The following is a 24,336-nucleotide window of genomic DNA, read 5'->3' on the forward strand; positions in this document are numbered from 1 at the left end:
ATTATGCCACTAGTGATTGTTGCCATCGGCGTAGCGATGCTGCTGCTGCTGATGATCCGCTTTAAGCTGAACGGCTTTATCTCGTTGATTCTGGTCGCTCTGGCGGTTGGTATCATGCAGGGAATGCCGGTAGACAAAGTGATTGGTTCCATCAAGGCCGGCGTGGGCGGAACGTTGGGTGGTCTGGCGCTGATCATGGGCTTTGGTGCCATGCTCGGTAAGCTGCTGGCGGACTGTGGCGGTGCACAGCGGATTGCTACCACGCTGATCGACAAGTTCGGCAAACAGCATATCCAATGGGCCATCGTGCTGACCGGTTTTACCGTCGGTTTTGCTCTGTTCTACGAAGTGGGCTTCGTGCTGTTACTGCCTTTGGTGTTTACCATTGCAGCCTCTGCACGTATCCCGTTGCTGTATGTCGGTGTACCTATGGCTGCGGCGCTGTCCGTTACCCACGGTTTCCTGCCGCCACACCCTGGCCCAACGGCCATTGCTACCATTTTCCATGCGGACATGGGGAAAACCCTGCTGTATGGCACCTTGCTGGCAATCCCAACCGTGATCCTGGCAGGCCCGGTGTATGCCCGCTTCCTGAAAGGTATCGATAAGCCGGTTCCGGTTGGTTTATATAACCCAAAAACCTTTACCGAAGAAGAGATGCCAGGGTTTGGCGTTAGCGTAGCGACTGCACTGGTGCCGGTGATCCTGATGGCGTTGCGTGCCGTGGCGGAAATGGTGTTGCCTAAAGGCCATCCGTTCCTGTCTTACGCCGAGTTCTTTGGTGACCCGGTAATGGCAACGCTGATCGCAGTGCTGATTGCCATCTTTACCTTCGGCCTGAACCGTGGCCGCACCATGGACGAAGTGATGGGCACCGTCAGCGACTCCATCAAAATCATCGCCATGATGTTGTTAATCATCGGCGGTGGCGGGGCGTTCAAACAGGTGCTGGTAGACAGCGGCATTGAGCAATACATTGCTGGCATCATGCATGGCAGCAACGTGTCACCGATCCTGATGGCCTGGTCAATTGCCGCAGTGCTGCGTATTGCACTGGGTTCCGCGACCGTAGCGGCGATCACCGCCGGGGGCATTGTGGCTCCGCTGATTGCCACCACCGGGGCTAGCCCGGAGCTGATGGTTATCGCCGTCGGTTCAGGCAGCGTGATTTTCTCTCACGTTAACGATCCGGGCTTCTGGTTGTTCAAGGAGTATTTCAACCTGACCATTATGGAAACCATCAAGTCCTGGTCGGCGTTGGAAACCATCATTTCAGTGTGTGGCCTGATTGGCTGCCTGCTGTTGGCGATGGTGGTTTAAGTCCTAACGATGGGGCGCAGCAGTCTCTGCTGCGCCCTGACTGCTAAAGGTTCAGATAGGCCCGAACGCCGTCCAGGAACATCTGGGTGGATAGCATCACCAGAATCAACCCCATCAGCCGTTCCAGTGCACTCACCCCTTTGCTCCCCAGTAACCGCAGGAACACGTTCGACATCAGCAGGATCGCCGCCGACAATCCCCAGGCAATCAGCAAGGCCACGACCAGATGTGAAATCTGGTTGGGGTACTGGTGTGAAAGCAACATCAAGGTTGCCAGAATCGACGGCCCGGCGACTAACGGAATGGCGAGCGGCACCAGGAAAGGCTCCTCTCCGGCGGAAAGATCGCTACCGCTGCCCTCCTGAGAAGGGAAAATCATCTTGATGGCGATCAGGAACAGGATAATCCCGCCGGAGATCGACACGGTTTCGGTGCGCAGGTTAAGGAACGCCAAAATATGCTCGCCCGCGAACAGGAAGATCAGCATCAATACCAAAGCTATCAGTAACTCGCGGATCACCACCGCTCGGCGACGGCGCGGTTCCAGGTGTTTCAACACTGACATGAAAATCGGCAGGTTACCCAGCGGATCCATAATTAAAAACAGCAACACCGTTGCCGCAATCATTTCTGTCATTTAAGGCCTCAAAATCAGAAAAAACGACGGGTATAAGCGGCATTGCTGAGAATTGTTTGTTCATCGAATAAATTCACTTTGCGCTCGCGCCGACTTTTTGTAAGGTGGGTAGATATTGCACACAACATATAACTTAACTCTATCTCATATCCTTCCTGAAAGGGTATAGAGCATAGTCATCCTCCAAGGCAGGACAGTAAATATGAAAAACGTTGGTTTCATTGGTTGGCGTGGTATGGTCGGCTCGGTTCTCATGCAGCGCATGACTGAAGAGCGCGATTTTGACGCCATTCGCCCGGTCTTTTTCTCCACTTCACAGCTCGGTGCTGCCGCCCCGGCTTTCGGTGGTCAGCAGCAAGGCACGCTGCAAGATGCGTATGATGTCGAAGCATTAAGCGCTCTCGATATTATTATTACCTGCCAGGGCGGCGATTACACCAATGAAATCTATCCAAAGCTGCGGGCTACCGGCTGGCAGGGCTATTGGATCGATGCGGCCTCTTCTCTGCGTATGAAAGACGATGCGATTATCATCCTCGACCCGGTCAACCATGCGGTGATCCAGGAAGGGTTGAACAAAGGCATCAAGACCTTTGTTGGCGGTAACTGCACCGTCAGCCTGATGCTGATGTCGCTGGGCGGTCTGTTTGCCAACGACTTGGTGGAGTGGGCCTCTGTTGCCACCTATCAGGCTGCCTCTGGCGGCGGTGCGCGCCATATGCGTGAGCTGTTGACTCAGATGGGCATGCTGCATGCGGATGTGGCGAAGGAGTTGCAGGACCCGGCCTCGGCGATCCTGGACATCGAGCGTAAAGTCACGGAGGCCACCCGTTCCGGTAAGCTGCCAACCGATAACTTTGGCGTTCCTCTGGCGGGCAGCCTGATCCCTTGGATCGACAAGCAATTGGATAACGGCCAAAGCCGCGAAGAGTGGAAAGGCCAGGCGGAAACCAACAAGATCCTCAGCACGTCAAGCATCATCCCGGTTGATGGTTTGTGTGTGCGCGTCGGCGCTCTGCGCTGCCACAGCCAGGCATTTACCCTGAAGCTGAAGAAAGACATCCCGCTGCCGGAAATCGAGCAACTGTTGGCCACGCATAACGACTGGGTACGGGTGATCCCTAATGACCGCGAACTGACCATGCGTGAGCTGACGCCTGCTGCCGTAACCGGTACTTTGAACACGCCGGTTGGCCGTCTGCGCAAGCTGAATATGGGGCCGGAATACCTCTCCGCCTTCACCGTTGGCGATCAGCTGTTGTGGGGCGCGGCCGAACCGCTGCGTCGCATGCTGCGTATCCTGCTGTAACCCTGAACTGAACTTCCTGAGGGCTGATCTCTTTCAGCCCTCCAATGCCCTGTTTTCCACGTTTCTGGTCTCGATTGCTGTAGCAGTAAAGGCGATGTAGGCAAGGTGACGTCATGCCTGTCGTATATCAGACGCAGCCAGCGAAGGTTGCCCGCTCCGCCGGTTTTCCGGCTAAAAATTTTCCTTGGTAATGTCACCGTGTTTTTAGCAGACATGGCTATGCTTATTAGGTGGATGAAAAGTTTTCCATCAATGGTGAAAATTCGCCTGAAAAATAAGCATAAAGAGCGAAACTGCGAGCATGAAGGCGATCGATTAATCAATAACCGACTGAAATCACGCTTTAGGTAGCAAATGAATTGCATGATAGGTGCAACGGCTGCTTTTTGTTCAGCGTAGCCTTTTAAAAGTCATGCTCTTAATCAAAGGAAGAATGCTATGCCTGTACTTCCCGAACGTGACGTGATCAATCAGCTCATCTCCGGTCACTATGCCGATCCCTTTTCCTTGCTCGGCATGCATGCAACCGAAAACGGCCTACAGATTTGTGCGCTGTTGCCGGATGCGGGCACCGTGTGGCTGGTAGAGAGTAAAACCGGTAACCGTCTGGTTCAGCTCAATTGCGATGACGCTCGTGGTTTTTTCAGCGCTCTCGTACCGCGTCGTAAAACCCCTTTCCGCTATCAGCTTGAAGTCAGCTGGCGCGACCATCAACAACTGCTTGAAGACCCATACCGTTTTGGCACCCTGCTGCAGGATATTGACAGCTGGCTGCTGGCCGAGGGCACCCATCTGCGGCCTTATGAGCGGCTGGGGGCGCATCCTGGCTCGTTGGGTAATGTGGATGGGGTCAGCTTTGCCGTTTGGGCGCCGAATGCCCAGCGCGTGTCGGTCGTGGGGGAGTTCAACTTTTGGGATGGACGGCGTCATCCCATGCGCCTGCGTAGAGAGAACGGGATTTGGGAGCTGTTTTTACCGGGTGTGAAGGCCGGGCAGCTGTATAAATACGAGATTATCGATTGTTACGGCAACGTGCAGCTGAAAGCCGATCCTTATGCTTTTGAAGCGCAGATGCGGCCCGAAACGGCTTCGTTAATCACACCGCTGCCTGCGGTGGTGGAAAACACACCGGAAAGGCAGCGGGCCAATGACTTTGACCGTCCGATTTCCATCTATGAAGTTCATCTGGGTTCCTGGCGTCGCCATACCGACAATAATTTCTGGCTCAGCTACCAAGAGCTGGCCGAGCAACTGATCCCCTACGTTAAATATATGGGCTTCACCCATATTGAACTGTTGCCGATCAACGAACATCCGTTCGACGGTAGTTGGGGCTATCAGCCGTTGGGAATGTATGCGCCAACCCGTCGTTTTGGTACGCCAGCGGAGTTCAAGGCTTTTGTCGCTGCGGCTCATGATGCCGGGATCAACGTGATCCTGGATTGGGTGCCGGGGCATTTCCCCAGCGATGCCCATGGTCTGGCCAACTTCGACGGCACCGCGCTGTATGAATATGCCGATCCTCGCGAAGGCTTCCATCAGGACTGGAACACGCTGATCTACAACTATGGCCGCCACGAGGTGCGTAACTACCTGGCGGGCAATGCGTTTTACTGGCTGGAGCGGTTTGGTATCGACGCCTTGCGCGTCGATGCGGTGGCGTCGATGATTTACCGTGATTACAGCCGTGCCGACGGTGAGTGGGTGCCGAACTACTATGGCGGCAATGAGAACCTGGAAGCGATCTCCTTCCTGCGTTACACCAACCAGACGCTGTGTAAAGAGCGGCCAGGCGCGGTGACGCTGGCGGAAGAATCCACCGACTATCCGGGGGTTACGCTGCCGCCGGATGCCAACGGCTTAGGTTTCCACTACAAGTGGGATCTTGGCTGGATGCATGACACGCTGGATTATATGAAGTGCGATCCGGTGCACCGTAAATACCATCACAACCTGATGACCTTCGGCATGCTCTACGCCTATACCGAAAACTTCGTGCTGCCGATCTCGCACGACGAAGTGGTGCATGGCAAAGGCTCCGTGCTGGATCGGATGCCGGGGGATGCCTGGCAGAAATTCGCCAACCTGCGGGCCTATTATGGCTTTATGTGGGCGCACCCGGGCAAAAAACTGCTGTTTATGGGCAGCGAATTTGCTCAAGGGCGTGAGTGGAATTTCGATACCAGCCTGGACTGGCATCTGCTGGATGGACTGGACGGTTGGCACCACGGCGTGCATCGGCTGGTACGCGATCTCAACCACTGCTATCAGGAGAATGCGCCGCTGTATGAGCGCGATTATCGCCCAGACGGCTTTGAGTGGCTGGTGGTCGACGATCACGACAACTCGGTATTTGCTTTCGCACGCTATGACTCTCAGGGCAATGAGCTGATAGCCATCAGCAACTTTACCCCGGTGCCGCGCCCCCATTACCGCATCGGCATTGCGCGCGCTGGCGAATATCAGGAAATCCTCAATACCGATTCACACCATTATCACGGCAGCAACGCGGGTAATCAGGGGCGGGTGATTTCGCAGCCGATCGGCAGCCACGGTCGTGAACATTCGATCAGCGTGATGGTGCCACCGCTGGCCACCGTTTATCTACGGCGGGAGGCTTGATGGTAGAGCTGACGCCGGGTCTTGCCGCGCCTTTAGGGGCTTATTACGACGGTAATGGCATCAACTTTACCCTGTTTTCTGCGCATGCCACGCAGGTTGAGCTATGCCTGTTCGATGCGCAATATCGTGAAACACGCCTGCCGTTGCCTGCCCGCAGCGGTGATATCTGGCATGGATATCTGCCAGGGGGCGAGTTGGGGCAACGTTATGGTTATCGGGTGCATGGCCCGTTTGAGCCTCATCTTGGGTTGCGTTTTAACGCTAACAAGCTGTTGCTCGATCCTGCGGCGCGGGCAGTCGAAGGGCCGGTTGCCGACCATGTGAATTTGCACGGGGGATACGATCAACCGGACCAGCAAGACAGCGCCCAACTGATGCCCAAATGCGTAGTGATCGACGAAAGCTACGATTGGCAAGACGATCGCCCGCCAGCCACCCCTTGGGGCAAAACGGTGATCTACGAAGCCCACGTCCGGGGGTTGACGTTAACGCACCCGGAGATCCCGGCCGTATTGCGTGGCAGCTTTGCCGCTCTTGGCCACCCGGCGATGATTGCCTACTTCAAGCGGTTGGGGATCACTGCGCTCGAGCTTTTGCCGGTGCAGCAGCACACCACGGAGCCGCGTTTGCAGCGCCTGGGGCTGATCAATTACTGGGGATACAACGTGCTGGCTCCTTTCGCGCCAGACAACCGTTACAGCAGTTTGAGCACCGGGACGACGCCGCTTCGTGAGCTCCGTGATGCGGTGAAAGCACTGCACCGGGCGGGGATCGAAGTGATCCTGGACGTGGTGTTCAACCACAGTGCAGAGCTGGATGTGGATGGGCCAACGTTGTCGCTGCGTGGTATTGATAACCCCGGTTACTACTGGCTAACCCCTGATGGTGGCTACGATAACCTCACCGGCTGTGGCAATACGCTGCGGTTGGATCAGCCAGCGGGCGTGGCGTGGGTGATGGATTGCCTGCGCTTTTGGGTTCGGGAGTGCCATGTCGACGGTTTCCGCTTCGATCTTGGCACCGTGTTAGGCCGTACACCGGCGTTTGACCGCGATGCACCGCTGTTTCAGGCGATGCTGGCGGACGATACGCTGGGGCGCTGCAAACTGATCGCCGAGCCCTGGGACATTGGTCCGGGGGGCTATCAGGTTGGCGCGTTTCCAGGCCGTTTTGCTGAGTGGAATGACCATTTCCGTGACGATATCCGCCGTTTCTGGCTGTGGGGGGATCTGTCACTGGGTCAGTTTGCCCAGCGTTTTGCTGCCTCCAGCGAGGTATTCAACCAACGTGGGCGTGCGCCTTATGTCAGCATCAATATGCTGACGGCCCACGACGGCTTTACCTTGCAGGACGTAGTGAGTTTCAAGGAGAAACATAACCAGCCTAACGGAGAGGGAAACCGTGATGGCAGCGACCAAAACTTTAGCTGTAACCACGGAGTTGAAGGCCTGATTGCCGACGAAACCGTTTTGCAACGCCGCCAGGCCAGCCAGCGAGCACTGCTTGCCACGCTGCTTCTGGCACAGGGGACACCGATGCTGCTGGCCGGTGATGAGCACGGAAATAGCCAGCAAGGCAACAACAATGCTTACTGTCAGGATAACGCAACCACCTGGCTCGATTGGGCCAATGCGGATGAGTCACTGACCGCATACACCGCCGCGCTGATCCGCTTGCGCCAGCAAATTCCTGCTTTGCAGGCAGACCGCTGGTGGCAGGAGGGAGACGGCAGCGTGCAGTGGTTAAACGCGCAGGGGCAGCCGCTCAGTGCGCAACAGTGGGAACAGGGCGATCGCTGCTTGCAGATCCGCCTGTCACAACGTTGGCTGATGGTGATCAACGCCACCCAGCAGACCGTTGAGATGACGTTACCCGAGGGTGATTGGCAGGTTGTCGCCCCCTTCACTCAGGAAGATTCGCGGGCGGTTTTACCCGCCTGGTGCCAGGTTGCGCATTCGCTTTGCGTGCTGGTAGAGAAAAATTAAAAGGAGTCAGTTATGGTTAAGCACGAAAATAAAGACCCTCTGATGTTGGCGCGCCAGTTGCCGAATAAATCCGTTGCCCTGATATTGGCAGGCGGCCGTGGCTCGCGTTTGAAAGATTTAACCTCTACCCGCGCCAAGCCAGCCGTTCACTTCGGTGGCAAGTACCGCATCATCGATTTTGCCATGTCCAACTGCCTGAACTCAGGGATCCGCCGTATGGGGGTGATCACTCAGTATCATTCCCATACGCTGGTGCAGCATATTCAGCGGGGCTGGTCGTTCCTCAACGAAGAGATGAACGAGTTTGTCGATCTGCTGCCTGCCCAGCAGCGTCTTAGCACCGAACACTGGTACAAAGGCACCGCGGATGCGGTCTACCAGAACCTGGACATCATTCGCCGCTATGAAGCGGAATACGTGGTGATCCTGGCGGGCGACCATATTTATAAAATGGACTACTCGCGCATGCTGATCGACCACGTCGAGAAAGGGGCGCAGTGCACGGTGGCCTGTATTCCGGTACCGCGCAAGGAAGCCAGCGAGTTTGGCGTGATGAAGGTGGACGATAATGACCTGATCCTCGAATTCCTGGAGAAGCCAGCCAATCCGCCAGTCATGCCTGGCAACCCGGAGATGTCACTGGCCAGCATGGGCATCTATATTTTCAACGCCAGCTACCTCTTCCAACTGCTGGAAGAGGATATGTCGACCCCTGGTTCCACCCACGATTTCGGTAAGGATCTGATCCCCAAAATTACCGCGCAGGGTGCTGCCTGGGCGCATCCGTTTACTCTTTCCTGTGTGGGATGTGGTCCGAATCTACCGCCGTATTGGCGTGATGTCGGGACCTTGGAAGCCTACTGGCGCGCCAACCTCGATCTGGCTTCGGTAACGCCTGAGCTGGATATGTACGACCGTTCCTGGCCGATCCGCACCTATATGGAGCCACTGCCACCGGCCAAATTTGTGCAAGACCGTTCCGGCAGCCATGGTATGACCATGAACTCGCTGGTGGCCGGTGGGTGCATTGTCTCCGGTTCGGTGGTGGTGCATTCGGTGCTGTTCTCGAAGGTGCGGGTGAACTCCTTCTGCACTATCGACTCTTCTGTATTACTGCCCGATGTCAACGTTGGCCGCTCCTGCCGCCTGCGCCGCTGCATTATCGATCGCGCCTGCCATATTCCCGAAGGCATGGTGATTGGTGAAAACGCCGAGGAAGACAGCAAGCGTTTTTACCGTTCGGAAGAGGGCATCGTGCTGGTGACGCGCGAAATGTTGGCAAAACTGTAGCCATTCCGGCCGGAACCTTGGGCGTGGCAAGCCGCGCCCCTTATCTCCGTAAAGACGTTTTTACCGAATTTCAGGAGTAATAATGCAGGTTTTACACGTATGTTCCGAGATGTTCCCTCTGCTTAAAACCGGCGGGCTTGCAGACGTGGTTGGCGCATTACCGACGGCGCAGATTGCCGCAGGAGCTGATGTTCGGGTGCTATTACCGGCTTTTCCTGACGTGCGCAACGGTATCCCGGACACGGTACTGGTTGCCGAGATCGACTCTTTTGCCGGGCGCGTAGGCCTGCGTTATGGTACCTATCATGGCGTAGGCGTTTACCTGATCGATGCCCCCTGGCTGTACGACCGGCCGGGCAGCCCGTACCACGATCAGTCGATGTATGCCTATCCGGACAACCACCGCCGTTTTGCCTTGCTGGGCTGGATGGCCTGCGAGCTGGCGAAGGGGCTGGATCATTACTGGCGGCCAAAACTGGTCCATGCTCACGACTGGCATGCCGGCTTGGCCTGCGCTTATCTGGCGGCGAATGGCCACCCGGCACGCTCGATCTTCACCGTACACAATCTGGCCTATCAGGGGCTATTCTCCGCCCACCATATGGCGGAGCTGTGGTTGCCATCGTCATTCTTGAATATCTATGGCCTGGAGTTTTACGGCCAGATGTCTTTCCTGAAAGCAGGCCTGTACTACGCCGACCATATCACCGCCGTCAGCCCGACCTATGCACGTGAAATTACCCAGCCGGAGTTTGGTTACGGGATGGAAGGGTTGCTCCAGGAGCGGCAGCGGCAGGGGAGATTGAGCGGCATTCTCAACGGTGTTGATGACAAGATTTGGGACCCGTCACACGATGCGCGCCTCGCGGCACGCTATGACGCCGACAGCTTGAAAAACAAGGCCAAGAACAAGGTTCATCTGCAAAAAGCCATGGGGCTGCAGGTGGATGAATCGTTGCCACTGTTTGCAGTGGTCAGTCGTTTGACCAACCAGAAAGGGTTGGATCTGGTGCTGGAGGCTCTGCCAGCGTTGCTGGAACAAGGGGGGCAGTTGGTGCTGCTGGGAGCGGGGGACGCGGTATTGCAGCAGGCTTTCCTGGCCGCGGCGGCCGATTATCCGGAACAGGTCGGCGTGCAGATTGGCTACCACGATGCCTTCTCCCACCGCATTATCGGCGGGGCGGACGTGATCCTGGTGCCCAGCCGCTTTGAGCCTTGCGGGTTAACACAGCTTTATGGCCTGAAATATGGCACGTTGCCGCTGGTGCGCCGCACCGGCGGGTTGGCAGATACGGTGGTGGACTGTGCGCTGGAGAACCTGGCCGACGGCACTGCCAGCGGGTTTGTATTTGATGATTGTGATGCCGTTGCCCTGGGCAATGCCATTCGGCGTGCTCTGGTGCTGTGGAGCCGGCCGAGACATTGGCATCACGTACAACGCCATGCCATGAGTCTGGATTTTGGCTGGCAAGTCGCGGCAAAGGAATATCTGTCGCTTTATCAACGCTTGTTGTAATCACGTACTTGGGATTGAATTACTATGACTTCACCGTTTAGTTACACCTCACCCACGGTCAGTGTCGAAGCGCTGAAACATTCCATCGCCTATAAACTGATGTTTATTGTCGGTAAGGATCCGGCTATCGCCACCCAGCACGACTGGCTTAATGCCGTGCTGTTTGCGGTGCGCGACAGGATGGTGGAACGTTGGTTGCGATCCAATCGCGCCCAGCTTTCACAAGATGTCCGGCAGGTGTATTACCTGTCGATGGAGTTTCTGCTTGGCCGTACGCTGTCGAATGCGCTGTTATCGATGGGGATTTACCAGGATATTGAGGACGCACTCGATGAGATGGGTCTGAACCTGAGTGAGCTGCTTGAGGAAGAGAACGATCCTGGCTTGGGCAATGGCGGCCTGGGGCGTTTGGCTGCCTGCTTCCTGGATTCCTTGGCCACGCTGGCGCTGCCTGGCCGGGGCTACGGTATTCGCTATGAATATGGCATGTTCAAGCAGAACATCGTCGATGGCCAACAGATGGAGTCGCCGGATTATTGGCTGGAATACGGCAACCCGTGGGAATTCCCGCGCCATAATACCCGCTATAAAGTGCGTTTTGGTGGCCGCGTTCAGCAGGAAGGGGCGAAGGCCCGCTGGGTGGAAACCGAAGAGATTATCGCTATCGCCTACGATCAGGTGATCCCGGGCTTTGATACCGATGCCACCAACACGCTGCGTTTGTGGAGCGCTCAGGCCAGTAATGAAATCAACCTGGGTAAGTTCAACCAGGGGGATTATTTTGCCGCAGTGGAAGATAAAAACCACTCCGAGAACGTTTCGCGCGTGCTCTATCCCGATGACTCCACCTATTCCGGGCGTGAACTGCGCCTGCGGCAGGAGTATTTCCTGGTTTCAGCCACTACCCAGGACATCCTCAACCGCCATTGGACGATGCACAAAACCTTCGACAATCTGGCCGACAAGATTGCCATCCACCTCAATGATACCCACCCGGTGTTGTCGATCCCTGAGCTGATGCACCTGCTGATTGATGAGCATAAATTCAGCTGGCTGGATGCCTGGGAAGTGGTGGAAAAAGTGTTCTCCTATACCAACCACACCTTGATGAGCGAAGCGCTGGAAACCTGGCCGGTTGATATGCTGGGCAAAATACTGCCACGCCACCTGCAACTGATCTTCGAAATCAACGACCATTTCCTCAAGCAGGTACAGCAAGTGGTACCGGGCGATGATCAATTGCTGGCACGGGTCTCCATCATTGATGAAACCAACGGGCGCAGAGTGCGTATGGCGTGGTTAGCTGTGGTCGCCAGCCATAAGGTGAATGGCGTCTCGGCACTGCACTCCGAACTGATGGTACAGTCCCTGTTTGCCGATTTTGCTCGCGTATTCCCCGATCGCTTCTGCAATAAGACCAACGGGGTCACGCCGCGTCGCTGGCTGGGGTTGGCTAACCGGCCATTATCCAAAGTGCTGGATGACAGTATTGGTCATCACTGGCGTACCGACCTCAGCCAGCTTGGCGAAATCAAAGCGAATGCGGATTACCCGAGCTTCTTGCAGGCCGTACAGGCTGCCAAACGGCAGAATAAAGAGCGGCTAGCGGGGTATATCGCGAAAAAGCTCAACGTGGTGGTGAACCCCGACGCGTTGTTCGACGTGCAAATCAAACGGATCCACGAATATAAGCGGCAATTGCTGAACGTATTACATGTGATCACGCGTTATAACCGTCTGTTGCAGGATCCTGATGCCAAACGCGTACCGCGCGTGGTGATCTTCGCGGGTAAAGCGGCTTCGGCCTACTATGCCGCCAAACAGATCATCCGTTTGATCAATGACGTAGCGAAGGTGATCAACAACGATCCGCGAGTGCATGATGATTTGAAGGTGGTGTTTATCCCTAACTACGGGGTAAGCCTGGCCCAGATGATCATTCCGGCGGCCGATCTTTCCGAGCAGATCTCGCTGGCGGGGACAGAGGCTTCGGGCACCAGTAATATGAAGTTTGCTCTCAACGGTGCCTTGACCATTGGTACGCTGGACGGGGCCAACGTCGAAATGCTGGAACATGTGGGTGAAGAGAACATCTTTATCTTTGGCAATACCGCCGATCAGGTGGAAGCGCTGCGCCGCGATGGGTATAACCCACGGCAGTATTACGAGCAGGATGAAGAGTTGCATCTGGCGTTGACGCAGATCGCTACCGGTGTGTTCAGCCCTGAAGAGCCCAAGCGCTACAGCAGCCTGTTCGATTCACTGGTCAATCTTGGCGACCACTATCAGCTGTTGGCCGATTATCGCAGCTATGTGGATACGCAGGATAAGGTGGATGAGGTGTATCTCAATCAGGACGACTGGACCAGGCGCGCGATACTCAATATCGCCAACATGGGCTACTTCTCTTCCGACCGCACGATCCAGGAGTACGCGGACGAGATCTGGAATATCAAACCGATAAAGCTGTAATAGCCAAGGGCCGGATCACCGGCCCTTGAATTTAACTTGTTGCGTCCCGTATGCCGTAGGGGCGCTGCATGCTGCGCCCGCCTACTCACACCTCAATCAAGACGCCAATGACAACGCTTTTGGTTTGGCATTTTCTGCCAGCCAGGTTTTCACCCGCGCCTGCTGTTCTTCGCTGAGCCACATCCCCAGTTTGGTACGACGCCACAGGGCATCATCCAGCTCGACAACCCACTCTTTCTCAACCAGATAGCGCAGTTCAGCTTCGTACAGGTCATGGCCGAAGTCTTCACCCAAATCGCTCAGGCTATTGGCATTGGCCAGGATTATTTCGCTGTGGCTACCATAAGTACGGGCGTAACGACGAGCCAATGACTCTGTCATCCAACCGTGCTGACGGCGCAGTTTAGCAGCATAGCTATCGCGATCGCCGTCAATATTGCCCCCCGGCAGGGAACCGTTTTTGGTCCACGCCGGGCCACAGCCAGGATAGTAGTGAGCCAACTTCTCCATCGCGTGCTCGGCCAGCTTGCGGTAGGTGGTGAGTTTGCCACCGAATACGGAAAGCAGTGGGGCTTTGCCCTGCTCGTCATGTACATCCAGCGTATAGTCGCGAGTTACGGCCTGCGGTGAGTCAGACTCATCATCACACAGCGGGCGCACGCCAGAGTAGGTCCAGACGATATCGTCACGGCCCAGCTGTTTTTTGAAGTGGTCGTTATATACCTTCAGCAGGTAGTCAATTTCGTTATCGTCGATCTTCACGTCTTTCGGATCGCCGTGGTATTCCACGTCGGTGGTGCCAATGATGGAGAACTCGTCCAGCCACGGAATGACAAACACGATACGGTGGTCTTCGTTCTGCAAGATATAAGACTGTGGCTGGTTATGTGCCCGAGGTACCACGATATGGCTGCCTTTGATCAGGCGGATACCGTAAGGAGACTTGAGCTTCAGGCCATCGTCGAAGAAATGTTTTACCCATGGGCCGGTGGCGTTCACCAGGCCTTTGGCGCGCCAGGTAAAGGTTTTGCCGCTGTCGACATCGGTGGCTTCTACCATCCACAGGCCATTTTCGCGCCAGGCGCGGGTCACTTTGGTGCGGGTGCGCACTTCGCCACCGCGTTCGGCCACGGCTTGGGCATTCAGTACGACCAGGCGCGCATCGTCTACCCAACAATCAGAATATTCGAAACCGCGCTTTAAGTCTGGCTTCAGGACGGACTCTGGTCCAAAGCGCAAACCTTTACTGCCTGGCAGGCTGGTGCGTTTGCCCAAATGATCGTACAGGAACAGGCCGATACGGATCATCCAGGCCGGGCGCAGATGAGGCTGGTGCGGCAGGCGGAAACGCATTGGGAAGGCGATATGCGGTGCCAGTTTCAGCAGCACTTCACGTTCGGCCAGCGCTTCGCTGACCAGACGAAACTCGTAGTGTTCCAGGTAGCGCAGGCCACCGTGGATCAGTTTTGAACTGGCGGAAGACGTAGCACAGGCCAAGTCTTGCGCTTCCAGTAGCAGTACGGACAGCCCACGCCCGGCTGCATCGGCTGCGATGCCGGCTCCGTTGATACCACCACCGATAACGATCAAGTCTTTGGTTTCCACGTTAACTTCCTCCTGGTGTTCGAAATAGCTCTTTTATGTTCGTTTTCGCTCATTATTGTAATCGGAAACCAACAAGCAAGCCAAGAGTTAACCAAACAAAAACATTCTTGCGTGATAGAGATAACAGTTTGGTGATAGTAGGTATACAAATTGAAGGGATATTTGACGCCGTTTCGCTTAGCTGCATCCGCCGCAAACCCATGCCCATTGCGGGCGTGGATATAAGGAAGTTTTTGAGTTAGGTGACGAAGCGACTGGGATGGGTAGGGGGGCGAACATAAATATGGGCATTATTTCAATCCTGACAACGCCTCCTCCATTAACTGGCCAAGCATTGCCCGCGCAGTGAGATTCTCACCGTCGGTCTTGGTCTGCTCAAGTGTGATCCCCAGATTTCCGAGTGTTGGCAGGAGGTTGCCCGCTATGCGCAGATCTCCTGGCATGCCTAGGTGCGTGCGCACGGTCAGGCCAAACCCGGCCTTTACCGCAGCCCAGATACCGCTCAGGCTGTGGCTGACAAACATTACCCGCCAGGGGATCCCTGCATGATCCAGGCTGGTAGTAGCACGCGAGCGCATTAGGCACGGGTTTTCAAACATCACCAGTGGTAGCGGCTCACCCTTTGCCAGCAAAGCAGGGAGATCCAGGTCCGGATGGTAAATCCACTCTAGCTGGCGTTCGCCTAACCGTCGGCCTTCGCGTATCTGTGCATCTGGCTGCCACATGAGTGCCATATCGACCGTTTTATCGACTAATGCGGTTTGCAGCGCACGTTGACGGTCAACCCTGGCGATGATCTTCAGCTCTGGATGATGGCGTCTGAACTGGCCGAGGATCCCAGGCATCAGTGATTCACCAAAATCCTCCTGCATACCAATGCTGATCTCCCCCTTTAACAATTCTCCTTTCAGAGCACGCTGTGTTTCATCGTTTAGCTCAAGCATGCGCCGCGCATAACCCATCAGCATTTCACCCTGAGGGGTCAGTTCCAGATGGCGCCCTTTTTTCATCACCAATGTCGCGTTGCACTGCATTTCCAGCTTTTTTAACTGGGCGCTGACGGCAGAAGTGGAGCGGGACAGGCGTGTTGCCGCCAGCGCAAAGCTGCCACATTCAATGCCGGTAACAAAGCTGCGTAGTGCATCCAGATCCAGCGCGGGTAAAAGCTTCTGCATTATCATCCTTATATTCAGGATGGTTGGTCCTGATTAATTCGATTTTCAGGATTTTACTATCACGCCAGAATGGGTTGACTGTCAATACGGAGAGAATGCCATGACCCAATCCACCGACCGAGACATGCTTGCCCGACTGGCCCCCAAACTGGCTGAATTGAGCAAGGAGGTTCTTTTTGATGATATATGGCAGCGCGGTGAACTCTCCCCGCGTGATCGCAGCCTGATAACATTGTCTGCTCTGGCTGCGCTGGGGCGGGTGCAACAGCTACCGTGGCACCTCGATTTTGCTCGGAAAAATGGTCTGAGCCAGCAGGAGATTATTGAAGCGTTCACCCATTTGGCTTTTTATGCAGGCTGGCCGGCCGCAGTATCTGCAATCGGCTGTATTGATGAGGAGAGTATCTGATGCCCTTCAGCCGAATTACACTTCGCCAAGGCTACAGTGAGACACAACTTCAGAAAATTTCTGACATTTTGCACCAGAGCCTGACGGAGGAGTTTGACGTTCCGCCAGACGACCGTTTTCAGGTCATTGAAACGCTACCTGCCAGCCAGCGCATTTTTGACCGGCATTATCAGAGCAATGAACGCAGCGACAACTTTGTCCTGTTTCAGATCATCGCAGGAAAGCCGCGTACCGCCGGGCAGAAGCAGAGTTTTTACCATGTGCTGAGTGAGCGCCTGAACAGGGGGCTGAATATTCATCCCGATGATGTCATGGTGATTATTCAGTACAACAACGCCGCTGACTGGAGCTTCAGCAATGGTCGCATGTATTGCCCTGGGGGATGAGCTAATTCGTGGCACGTTAGGCCCCCTCTCCATTTAGTGAGGGGGCGGGGCGATCAGCAGAGTTCCAGCTGTACGTCGTACTGCTCGATAATCTTCATCACGCTGGGTGGCGGAGCCTGATCGGTAAACAGATAGTCGATCAGGTTCATGTTCCCCAGGTTCACCATCGCGTTACGGCCAAACTTGGAATGGTCGGTAACCAACATCACGCAGCGGGAGTTTTCGATAATCGCGCGTTTGGTTCGCACTTCGTGATAGTCGAATTCGAGCAGCGAGCCATCCATATCGATGCCGCTAATGCCGAGAATGCCGAAATCCAGGCGGAACTGGGAGATAAAGTCCAGCGTGGCTTCGCCCATGATGCCGCCATCACGGGTACGTACCTCACCACCGGCCAGGATCAGGCGGAAATCTTCTTTGGCAGTGAGCAGGGTGGCCACGTTCAGGTTGTTGGTCACGACCCGCAGATTTTTATGGCCCATCAAGGCGTGGGCTACCGCTTCCGGCGTGGTACCAATATCGATAAACAGCGTGGCGCCGTCCGGTATCTGGCTGGCTACGCGCTGGGCGATGCGGGCTTTCTCTTCCGACCACATCACCTTGCGATCGTGATAAGCGGTGTTTACCGAACTGGAAGGTAACGCAGCTCCACCGTGATGACGCTGTATTTTGTTCTGATCGGCCAGGTCATTCAAATCACGGCGAATGGTTTGCGGGCTGACGGCAAAGTGCTCCACCAGCTCTTCCGTACTGACATATCCCTGTAGGCGCACTAATTCGATAATTGCGTCATGACGCTGTGTTTGCTTCACGATATTCCCCTAATACACCGATGTGCCTGGTTGTTATTGTTCGTTGTGCGCGCGATGCCGCGTATCCCAGAATGCCATTAATAACCCTATCACTAAACCGGCAACGTGTGCCGCATTGGCGATCGACATTCCTAAAATATCGAAATAACCGGCCACCAGCCAGAGCGCGGAAAAGACCATCAAGCCCCGTGGCAGGTTCAAACCGCGTTCCGGTGCGCGTTCACCGCTCAGCCAGACGTAGCCCATCAGCGCGTAAACTACCCCGGAAAGCCCGCCGAACAGCGCACCGCTGAACAGCGACTGTGCCCAGCCGCTAAAGAAGGCTGATACTACGGCGATCACAAACAGCTTGCCGGTGCCGAGGAGTTTTTCCAGCGGACCACCAAGATACCACCACCACATCAGGTTAAAGGTAATGTGCAGCAGCGAGAAGTGCAAAAACGCATGGCTGACCCAGCGCCACAGCTGGCCATATTGCGAGCTGTTTTGCGGCCAGGAGAGCCAGAACATGACGGTATCATCACCCAGCACCTGCATCAGGATATAGACCAGAATGCACAGGCTCATCACCGTTAGCGTCAGCGGCCCTGCTTTGCTGCGGATGATTTGCAGGTAAGAAAACTGTTGATACTGTAGACCGGCATCGGTGCTGCCTGCCTGCCAACTGGCGGCCTGATAGCGGCGGTTGAACGGATCGAGCAGGAACTGTTGCAGTTCGTGTTGCACCTGCTCCAGATGGGCCTCGTCCGCCAGCCAGATTTCGGCTGCATCGCCCGTAGCGCGGACTTCAAGTACAACCCCTTGCGTTGCCATGTAATCGACAAAGGCCTGCGCCAGGCGAGGGTTGGATACGGCGATCACTCGAACCATAGATTTTCCGTCTAAGTAGATGACTTTGGCCACGGGCAAAACCGCCGATGGCATTGGCGGCTGATTATACCGTTGAAATCCTGAGCGCAGGGAAGGGATCTGACAAAAACAGTGCAGAATTCAGCGATTGGCCGCCCAGAAAGGCGGCCCAAAGGGGGTTAGGCGGAGGTCTCAACGTCCTGCGGGAACTGGCGGGCCCAGGCCTCAAAGCCGCCGTCGATACTGTAAACCGCGTCAAACCCCTGATGCAGCAGGTACTGCGCGGCGCTACGGCTGCTGTTGCCGTGATAGCACATGACCATCACCGGGCGATCGAACTCGTTCTGCTGCATAAATGCGGACAGGGTGGCATTGGTCAGATGAAAAGCGCCTGGCGTATGCCCAGCCTCAAAGCTTTGTGGATCGCGGATATCAACCAGTGCGGTGCTACCGTCTTTCAGGCGTTGGTGTGCTTGCACAACGTCGATCGTTTCAAACTGTTCCATAACTGCAAAATACCGGGTAATGGGATAATGTCTTTATTGTATCCAACTTTTGCAGGTATTAGACCAGAGCAACAGCAGGGACTTTATCCCCGCCGCCTTGCAGCCGTAGCGTTGTTACCAGCGATAGCTCACACCCAAGGTGCCACCGTAATCCTGGTAGCTGTTGGCTCCCATGGTGATCCCGCCTTCGAACCACAGCTGCATGTTGTAAGTGCTAGGCGAATGCAGGCCTAACTTGACCTCAAAAAGATCATCCAGAGCGTTGGTCTCTACCCGCGTATCATTAAAGTTGACCGCGCTTTTGCCACTATTATGCCACCAGTTGGTGGCGAGATAGGCGGTAGTATAATCGTCTTGATCGCTGTACCAGCGAATACCGACGCGTGAAGTAAAGTTTGGCGCATCGGCCTGATGAATATAGACGCCTGCCGGATCCTGATAATTATCGGCATCGAAGCGGTTATAAATAATCTGCAGCTGTGGCTCGATAATCAACTCGAGTGCCGAAAAAGGCTGTAGGGCATAGCCAGTTTCCAGCGAAGCGCTAAAGCCGGTGCTGTCATAATTCTGTTTGCCCTGCGCATAGGTCACGCTGTTGTTAAACCAGGCATATTGCAGCCAGGAATCCACATACGCCCCAGAATGCTTTTTCTTATCCTGATACCAGGTGCTGTAAGCGCCGATAGAATAGCCGTCGACTTTACCTTCGGATGAGAGTGTGGCGCTGTTAGCACTGCTCTTGGCGTGGCCGTAGCCGGTCATCAGGCCTGCCGTCCACTCTTCTTTGTTGTTATCCAAGGCCAGCAAATCCCCGCCAAGCATAAAGACCTGACGATCCATATCGACGGGCAAACCATTATCGCCCGCGCTCAGATCCTTGCTGTGATAACCCGAAGCGCGCATCCAGAATTGACTGTCTCCTGGCGCGGTCTTTCTTTGGTGTAGGGTATGAGAAAATAACGTTGATGCGGCAACCTGATTACCCAGATAAACCCCGGCATCGGGCCGAGAACTATAATCGATGAGGGTATCCGTGCTCGCTATGGCCGGAGAGGTGGTGAGATAAATCCCGACCACAATAAGTGTTTTCCTGTTTATTGCCACAATCCCAACTCCCTATGGAAATTTGCCGCAATAGTACCCAGATGAAACGATAATGTCATGAGAAAACAGGCGGGCTTTAGAGTGATCGTGAGTGATATCGCTCGACCTATTTATTTGGTGGATGTATCGGGCTCTATATATTACCTAAACTTTAGGTTGCCTAATAAAAGGAGAATGAATGTTCATCCTGGGAAATCACCCAGGATGACAAAAATAGATAGCAAGGCAGCGGCCTAAAGGTTAAACCAACTGGACATCCACCCCTTGCAGGCGCAGTTGCTCGACTATCGCCGGATCGGCATCGCGCCCGGTAATCACGATATCGATCTGCTCGGTGCGGCTGAACAGCATACCGGCCCGTTGGCCGACCTTACTGCTGTCCACCAACACCACCAGCTTACCGACGTAGTTGAGCATCTTCTGCTCTGCCATGGCGGTGAGCATGTCGGTTTTATATAGCCCGTCGCTGGTGAGGCCGATCCCGCTGGTGAACATCCAGTGCCCGGCATACAGGGTGGCATCGCCGTCCTGGGGAGCCAGGGTGATCGACTGACTTTTATTGTACTGACCACCCATGATCACCACGCTTTCGTGCTCACGTTCGATCAGGTAGTTGGCCAGCGGCAGGTAGTTGGTGATCACCTGCACCTCTTTACCGCACATCTCACGCCCCAGCAGAAAGGCGGTGGAACCGCAGTTGATGACTACACTCTCACCTGCCTGGCAAAGCTGAGCGGCCGCTTTGGCGATACGCATCTTCTCATCCAGATGCTGAGTTTGATGGATATTGAGCGGTGTCCAGGTGGGGCGAGGGGTGCTGGTGGCTTCGGCACCGTTACGCACCTTACGCAGCTTACCGGTCTCATTGAGTTTATTGATGTCGCGGCGCGCGGTTGCCGGTGAGATCTCGAAGGCGCTAATCACATCGGCCACGGAAATTTGCCCCTTACGCTGTAAGAGATCGAGAATGGCATTATGGCGCTGGGATTCGGTCATTCGGGCTCCGTCTGGAAATGAGAACGTTCCCCCGTCTTCAGGGGATATGCCGTGATTATATGCGCACCTGCTGATGATTTGAATCATCCGTGTGCAGAAGTGCGCATAAAGCTGCAGCGGCGTCACGTTCTCACGCTTGACCGTTACAGGAAGGATTTAAATGGCAAATCCGGTTCAAGGGTAAAGCAATCATCAAAGCCGCGTGGATAGTGGTATTCAATGTTGTCTTTGTCCAGCGGCCAGGTGAATTTGCCCCCCACCTGCCAGATAAACGGCTTAAAGCCATATTTCAGCCGGTCCTTTTTCATTTCCCACAGTACGCGGATTTCCTGCGGATCGGCCTGAAAGTTCGACCAGATATCATGATGGAACGGGATCACTACCTTGGCGTTCAGCGATTCCGCCATGCGCAGAATGTCGGCGCTGGTCATTTTATCGGTTATGCCGCGTGGGTTTTCGCCATAGGAGCCAAGCGCCACGTCGATCTGGTGATCGTTGCCGTGCTTGGCGTAATAGTTGGAGTAGTGGGAGTCCCCACTGTGGTAAAGATTGCCCCCAGGAGTCTTGAACAGGTAGTTGACCGCCCGCTGATCCATGCCATCTGGCAGCATGCCCGCCGCTTTTTGCTCCACCGGCAAGGTGATCAGCGCCGTACGATCGAAGGCATCCAACGCGCAGATCTCCACGTCTTTGATTTTGATGACATCGCCAGGCTTCACTACGATGCAGCGCTCCGCCGGTACGCCCCAGCCAAGCCAGATATCCACGCAGCTCTGCGGCCCGATAAAGGGCACGTTGGCGGCACAGTTTTGCATCACCGCGGCGGCGACGTTGACGTCGATATGGTCGTTATGATCGTGAGTGGCCAGTACGGCATCAATCTGCCTGATGGCAAAGGGATCGAGGACGAACGGCGTGGTGCGCAGATTGGGCTGCAGCTTCTTCACCCCGGCCATGCGTTGCATCTGGTGGCCGGTTTTCATCAGCGGATTAGCGTGGCTCTGCTTGCCGGTACCACACCAGAAATCGACGCAAAGATTAGCATTTTCCTCTGATTTCAACCAGATACCAGTGCATCCCAGCCACCACATGGCGAAGGTGCCGGGGGCAACCTGCTCTTGCTCAATTTCTTCATTTAGCCAGGAGCCCCATTCCGGAAAGGTATTCAGGATCCAGGACTCGCGGGTGATGGTAGTGACTTTACTCATGATTCGTTCCTCATCATCAGGGCATTTTACATCAAATTGAATCACAAATTATCATATTGTGATTCAATTTGATTTGTTTTGCTGAATCTAGCACCGTTTATTTATCCTGACAACCGCTGTTTAGCCGGTTTAAATCTGGCGTTTTACCTCGGTGATTCGGCTTTATGCACAACAGGTCATTCATTAACTTGTATTTAATTCAATGGGTAATGGAATTTACGTCAACCCAGCTCATTGAATGTACAAATTTTTACCCTATAACTTGCGAGGTTGTTCACAAATAATCATTTATGATCTTTTGGTGATTCGCTGTGATTGCTATGGTTAGCCTATCCCTGCGTTATAGTGACGCGTTGGCCTGGCGACCAGCGGCGTTCCCTACGGCGCATAAACGCTACATGGAGAGCCGTATGGAAACCCTCTACACCATCTTCACCGTGTTTTTTAATCAGGTAATGACCAATGCTCCGTTGTTACTGGGGCTGGTCACGCTGCTGGGCTATCTGCTATTGCGCAAAAGCGCGGCGGTGATCATCAAAGGCACCATCAAAACCATCATCGGCTTTATGCTGTTGCAGGCCGGTTCCGGCATCCTGACCGGTACCTTCAAACCGGTGGTGGCCAAGCTTTCCGAGGTTTATGGCATCAACGGTGCCATCTCAGACACCTACGCCTCGATGATGGCGACCATTGAACGGATGGGGGATGCCTATAGCTGGGTGGGTTATGCGGTGTTGCTGGCACTGGCGCTGAATATTGTCTATGTCTTGCTGCGGCGCATCACCGGCATCCGCACCATCATGCTGACGGGCCATATCATGTTTCAGCAGGTGGGGCTGATCGCGGTGTTCTTCTACATCTCCGGTTACGACATGTGGACCACCATACTGTGTAGCGCCCTGATCGCCTCGCTGTATTGGGGGATCACCTCCAACATGATGTTCAAGCCCACCCAATCGGTGACGGAAAACAGCTGTTTTTCCATTGGCCACCAACAGCAGTTTGCCTCCTGGGTAGCCTATAAGGTGGCGCCTTACCTCGGTAAAAAAGAGGACAGCGTGGAAGACCTCAAGCTGCCCGGCTGGCTGAATATCTTCCATGACAATATCGTTTCCACCGCCATCGTGATGACGGTGTTCTTTGGCATCATTCTCTGTTCCTTCGGGCTCAATACTCTGCAGCAGATGGCGGGTAAAACCCATTGGACGATCTACATCCTGCAAACCGGCCTGATGTTTGCCGTCGCTATCTTCATCATCGTGCAGGGCGTGCGGATGTTCGTTGCCGAACTGACCGAAGCCTTCAACGGCATCTCCCAACGCCTGATCCCTGGGGCGGTGCTAGCCATCGATTGCGCCGCCATTTACAGCTTTGCGCCCAATGCGGTGGTGTGGGGCTTTATGTGGGGTACCGTAGGGCAACTGATCGCGGTGGGCGTACTGCTGGCGCTTGGTTCCTCCATCATGATCATCCCTGGTTTTATCCCGATGTTTTTCTCCAACGCCACCATCGGCGTGTTTGCCAACCATTTTGGCGGCTGGCGTGCGGCGATGAAGATTTGCCTGGTGATGGGGATGATCGAAATCTTTGGCTGCGTATGGGCCATCAAACTGACCGGGCTAAGCGCCTGGATGGGGATGGCGGACTGGTCAATCCTGGCACCGCCGCTGATGCAGGGCCTGAGCTTCGGCCTGTGGTTTATGGGCGTGGTGGTAGTTATCGCGCTGTTGTACATGTTCTTCGCCGGGCGCACGTTGCGCGCGGAAGAGGATGCGGAAAAACAACTTACTGAATCGGCTTCAAACTAACTGGAGAGCACAACATGACGGTACGAATTCTGGCGGTATGCGGTTGTGGGCAGGGTAGTTCCATGATCATGAAAATGAAAGTCGACCAGTTCCTCACCCAACAAGGCGTAGACCACACGGTCAACAGCTGCGCGGTGGGGGAATACAAATCCGAACTGAGCGGCGCCGACATCATTATTGCCTCCACCCACGTGGCTGACGAAATCATCGTCAGTGGCAACAAGTATGTGGTGGGGGTGCGCAATATGCTGTCTGCCGCCGATTTCGGCCCCAAGCTGATGGACGTGATCGGCACTCATTTTCCCAAAGACATCAAGTGAGGCAACG

Annotated in this window: 20 protein-coding genes; 11 read left to right on the top strand and 9 right to left on the bottom strand. The window is 54.9% G+C overall.

All coding sequences use genetic code 11. The features are described 5' to 3' along the window. Positions 1-3 precede the first annotated feature (3 nt). Entirely contained in the window at positions 4-1,320 is a 1,317-nt protein-coding gene (gene gntT / locus ACKWMY_RS10735; protein WP_024527613.1) for a gluconate transporter, read from the top strand. Between the two features lie 43 nt (positions 1,321-1,363). On the opposite strand, the gene ACKWMY_RS10740 is transcribed toward gntT, so the two are convergent. Continuing rightward, positions 1,364-1,957 carry a YhgN family NAAT transporter gene (locus ACKWMY_RS10740; RefSeq protein ID WP_021181749.1) on the bottom strand — a complete coding sequence of 198 codons (594 nt, stop codon included), beginning with the start codon at positions 1,955-1,957 and terminating at the stop codon, positions 1,364-1,366. Between the two features lie 202 nt (positions 1,958-2,159). On the opposite strand from ACKWMY_RS10740, the gene asd reads away from it, so the two are divergent. From asd to glgP, 6 genes are all read left to right on the top strand, one after another. Further along, a complete protein-coding gene (gene asd / locus ACKWMY_RS10745) occupies positions 2,160-3,266 on the top strand; it encodes an aspartate-semialdehyde dehydrogenase (protein ID WP_065683993.1) in 1,107 nt (368 codons plus the stop codon). A gap of 438 nt (positions 3,267-3,704) precedes the next feature. Then, the gene (gene glgB, locus ACKWMY_RS10750; RefSeq protein ID WP_409486282.1) at positions 3,705-5,888 is read left to right on the top strand and encodes a 1,4-alpha-glucan branching protein GlgB; all 2,184 of its coding nucleotides are present in this window, start codon (positions 3,705-3,707) and stop codon (positions 5,886-5,888) included. After that, a complete protein-coding gene (gene glgX / locus ACKWMY_RS10755) occupies positions 5,888-7,873 on the top strand; it encodes a glycogen debranching protein GlgX (RefSeq protein WP_074030256.1) in 1,986 nt (661 codons plus the stop codon). Before glgB ends, glgX begins: the two co-directional genes overlap by 1 nt. A 12-nt stretch (positions 7,874-7,885) precedes the next feature. Beyond that, positions 7,886-9,163 (top strand): glucose-1-phosphate adenylyltransferase, encoded by a 1,278-nt coding sequence (glgC, locus tag ACKWMY_RS10760; RefSeq protein WP_409486283.1) that lies wholly within the window; start codon positions 7,886-7,888, stop codon positions 9,161-9,163. 82 nt (positions 9,164-9,245) lie between these two features. Beyond that, positions 9,246-10,679: a glycogen synthase GlgA gene (gene glgA, locus ACKWMY_RS10765; RefSeq protein ID WP_024527608.1), complete on the top strand. Its 1,434-nt coding sequence runs from the start codon at positions 9,246-9,248 to the stop codon at positions 10,677-10,679. 24 nt (positions 10,680-10,703) lie between these two features. Next, positions 10,704-13,151, top strand: a complete 2,448-nt coding sequence (gene glgP, locus ACKWMY_RS10770; RefSeq protein WP_074030258.1) for a glycogen phosphorylase — start codon at positions 10,704-10,706, stop codon at positions 13,149-13,151. 96 nt (positions 13,152-13,247) lie between these two features. Here glgP and glpD read toward each other — a convergent pair whose 3' ends face one another. Continuing rightward, positions 13,248-14,756 carry a glycerol-3-phosphate dehydrogenase gene (gene glpD / locus ACKWMY_RS10775; RefSeq protein WP_024527606.1) on the bottom strand — a complete coding sequence of 503 codons (1,509 nt, stop codon included), beginning with the start codon at positions 14,754-14,756 and terminating at the stop codon, positions 13,248-13,250. A 290-nt stretch (positions 14,757-15,046) separates the two neighbouring features. Then, positions 15,047-15,943 carry a LysR substrate-binding domain-containing protein gene (locus ACKWMY_RS10780; RefSeq protein WP_308871888.1) on the bottom strand — a complete coding sequence of 299 codons (897 nt, stop codon included), beginning with the start codon at positions 15,941-15,943 and terminating at the stop codon, positions 15,047-15,049. An 88-nt stretch (positions 15,944-16,031) separates the two neighbouring features. Here ACKWMY_RS10780 and ACKWMY_RS10785 point away from each other — a divergent pair, with 88 nt between their 5' ends. Further along, the gene (locus tag ACKWMY_RS10785; protein ID WP_024527604.1) at positions 16,032-16,340 is read left to right on the top strand and encodes a carboxymuconolactone decarboxylase family protein; all 309 of its coding nucleotides are present in this window, start codon (positions 16,032-16,034) and stop codon (positions 16,338-16,340) included. Continuing rightward, positions 16,340-16,726, top strand: a complete 387-nt coding sequence (locus ACKWMY_RS10790) for a tautomerase family protein (RefSeq protein WP_074030263.1) — start codon at positions 16,340-16,342, stop codon at positions 16,724-16,726. Before ACKWMY_RS10785 ends, ACKWMY_RS10790 begins: the two co-directional genes overlap by 1 nt. Positions 16,727-16,779: 53 nt before the next feature. On the opposite strand, the gene ACKWMY_RS10795 is transcribed toward ACKWMY_RS10790, so the two are convergent. From ACKWMY_RS10795 to ulaG, 6 genes are all read right to left on the bottom strand, one after another. Further along, on the bottom strand, positions 16,780-17,538 hold the full coding sequence (locus ACKWMY_RS10795) for a DeoR/GlpR family transcriptional regulator (protein WP_021181740.1): 759 nt from the start codon (positions 17,536-17,538) through the stop codon (positions 16,780-16,782). A gap of 33 nt (positions 17,539-17,571) precedes the next feature. Next, the gene (gene glpG / locus ACKWMY_RS10800; protein WP_024527602.1) at positions 17,572-18,408 is read right to left on the bottom strand and encodes a rhomboid family intramembrane serine protease GlpG; all 837 of its coding nucleotides are present in this window, start codon (positions 18,406-18,408) and stop codon (positions 17,572-17,574) included. Positions 18,409-18,566: 158 nt separating this feature from the next. Next, the gene (gene glpE / locus ACKWMY_RS10805; protein ID WP_024527601.1) at positions 18,567-18,893 is read right to left on the bottom strand and encodes a thiosulfate sulfurtransferase GlpE; all 327 of its coding nucleotides are present in this window, start codon (positions 18,891-18,893) and stop codon (positions 18,567-18,569) included. Positions 18,894-19,007: 114 nt separating this feature from the next. Beyond that, positions 19,008-19,997 (bottom strand): autotransporter outer membrane beta-barrel domain-containing protein, encoded by a 990-nt coding sequence (locus ACKWMY_RS10810; protein ID WP_161629477.1) that lies wholly within the window; start codon positions 19,995-19,997, stop codon positions 19,008-19,010. 240 nt (positions 19,998-20,237) lie between these two features. Continuing rightward, entirely contained in the window at positions 20,238-20,993 is a 756-nt protein-coding gene (ulaR, locus tag ACKWMY_RS10815) for an HTH-type transcriptional regulator UlaR (protein WP_024527599.1), read from the bottom strand. Between the two features lie 143 nt (positions 20,994-21,136). Continuing rightward, the gene (gene ulaG, locus ACKWMY_RS10820; protein ID WP_409486284.1) at positions 21,137-22,201 is read right to left on the bottom strand and encodes an L-ascorbate 6-phosphate lactonase; all 1,065 of its coding nucleotides are present in this window, start codon (positions 22,199-22,201) and stop codon (positions 21,137-21,139) included. A gap of 410 nt (positions 22,202-22,611) precedes the next feature. Here ulaG and ulaA point away from each other — a divergent pair, with 410 nt between their 5' ends. Together ulaA and ulaB are read left to right on the top strand one after the other, a co-directional pair. After that, positions 22,612-24,009, top strand: a complete 1,398-nt coding sequence (gene ulaA, locus ACKWMY_RS10825) for a PTS ascorbate transporter subunit IIC (RefSeq protein ID WP_409486313.1) — start codon at positions 22,612-22,614, stop codon at positions 24,007-24,009. Between the two features lie 14 nt (positions 24,010-24,023). Then, the gene (gene ulaB, locus ACKWMY_RS10830) at positions 24,024-24,329 is read left to right on the top strand and encodes a PTS ascorbate transporter subunit IIB (RefSeq protein ID WP_024527596.1); all 306 of its coding nucleotides are present in this window, start codon (positions 24,024-24,026) and stop codon (positions 24,327-24,329) included. Positions 24,330-24,336: the final 7 nt, after the last annotated feature.

The organism is Serratia sp. J2 (assembly GCF_046269175.1).
Lineage (GTDB): Bacteria > Pseudomonadota > Gammaproteobacteria > Enterobacterales > Enterobacteriaceae > Chania > Chania fonticola_C.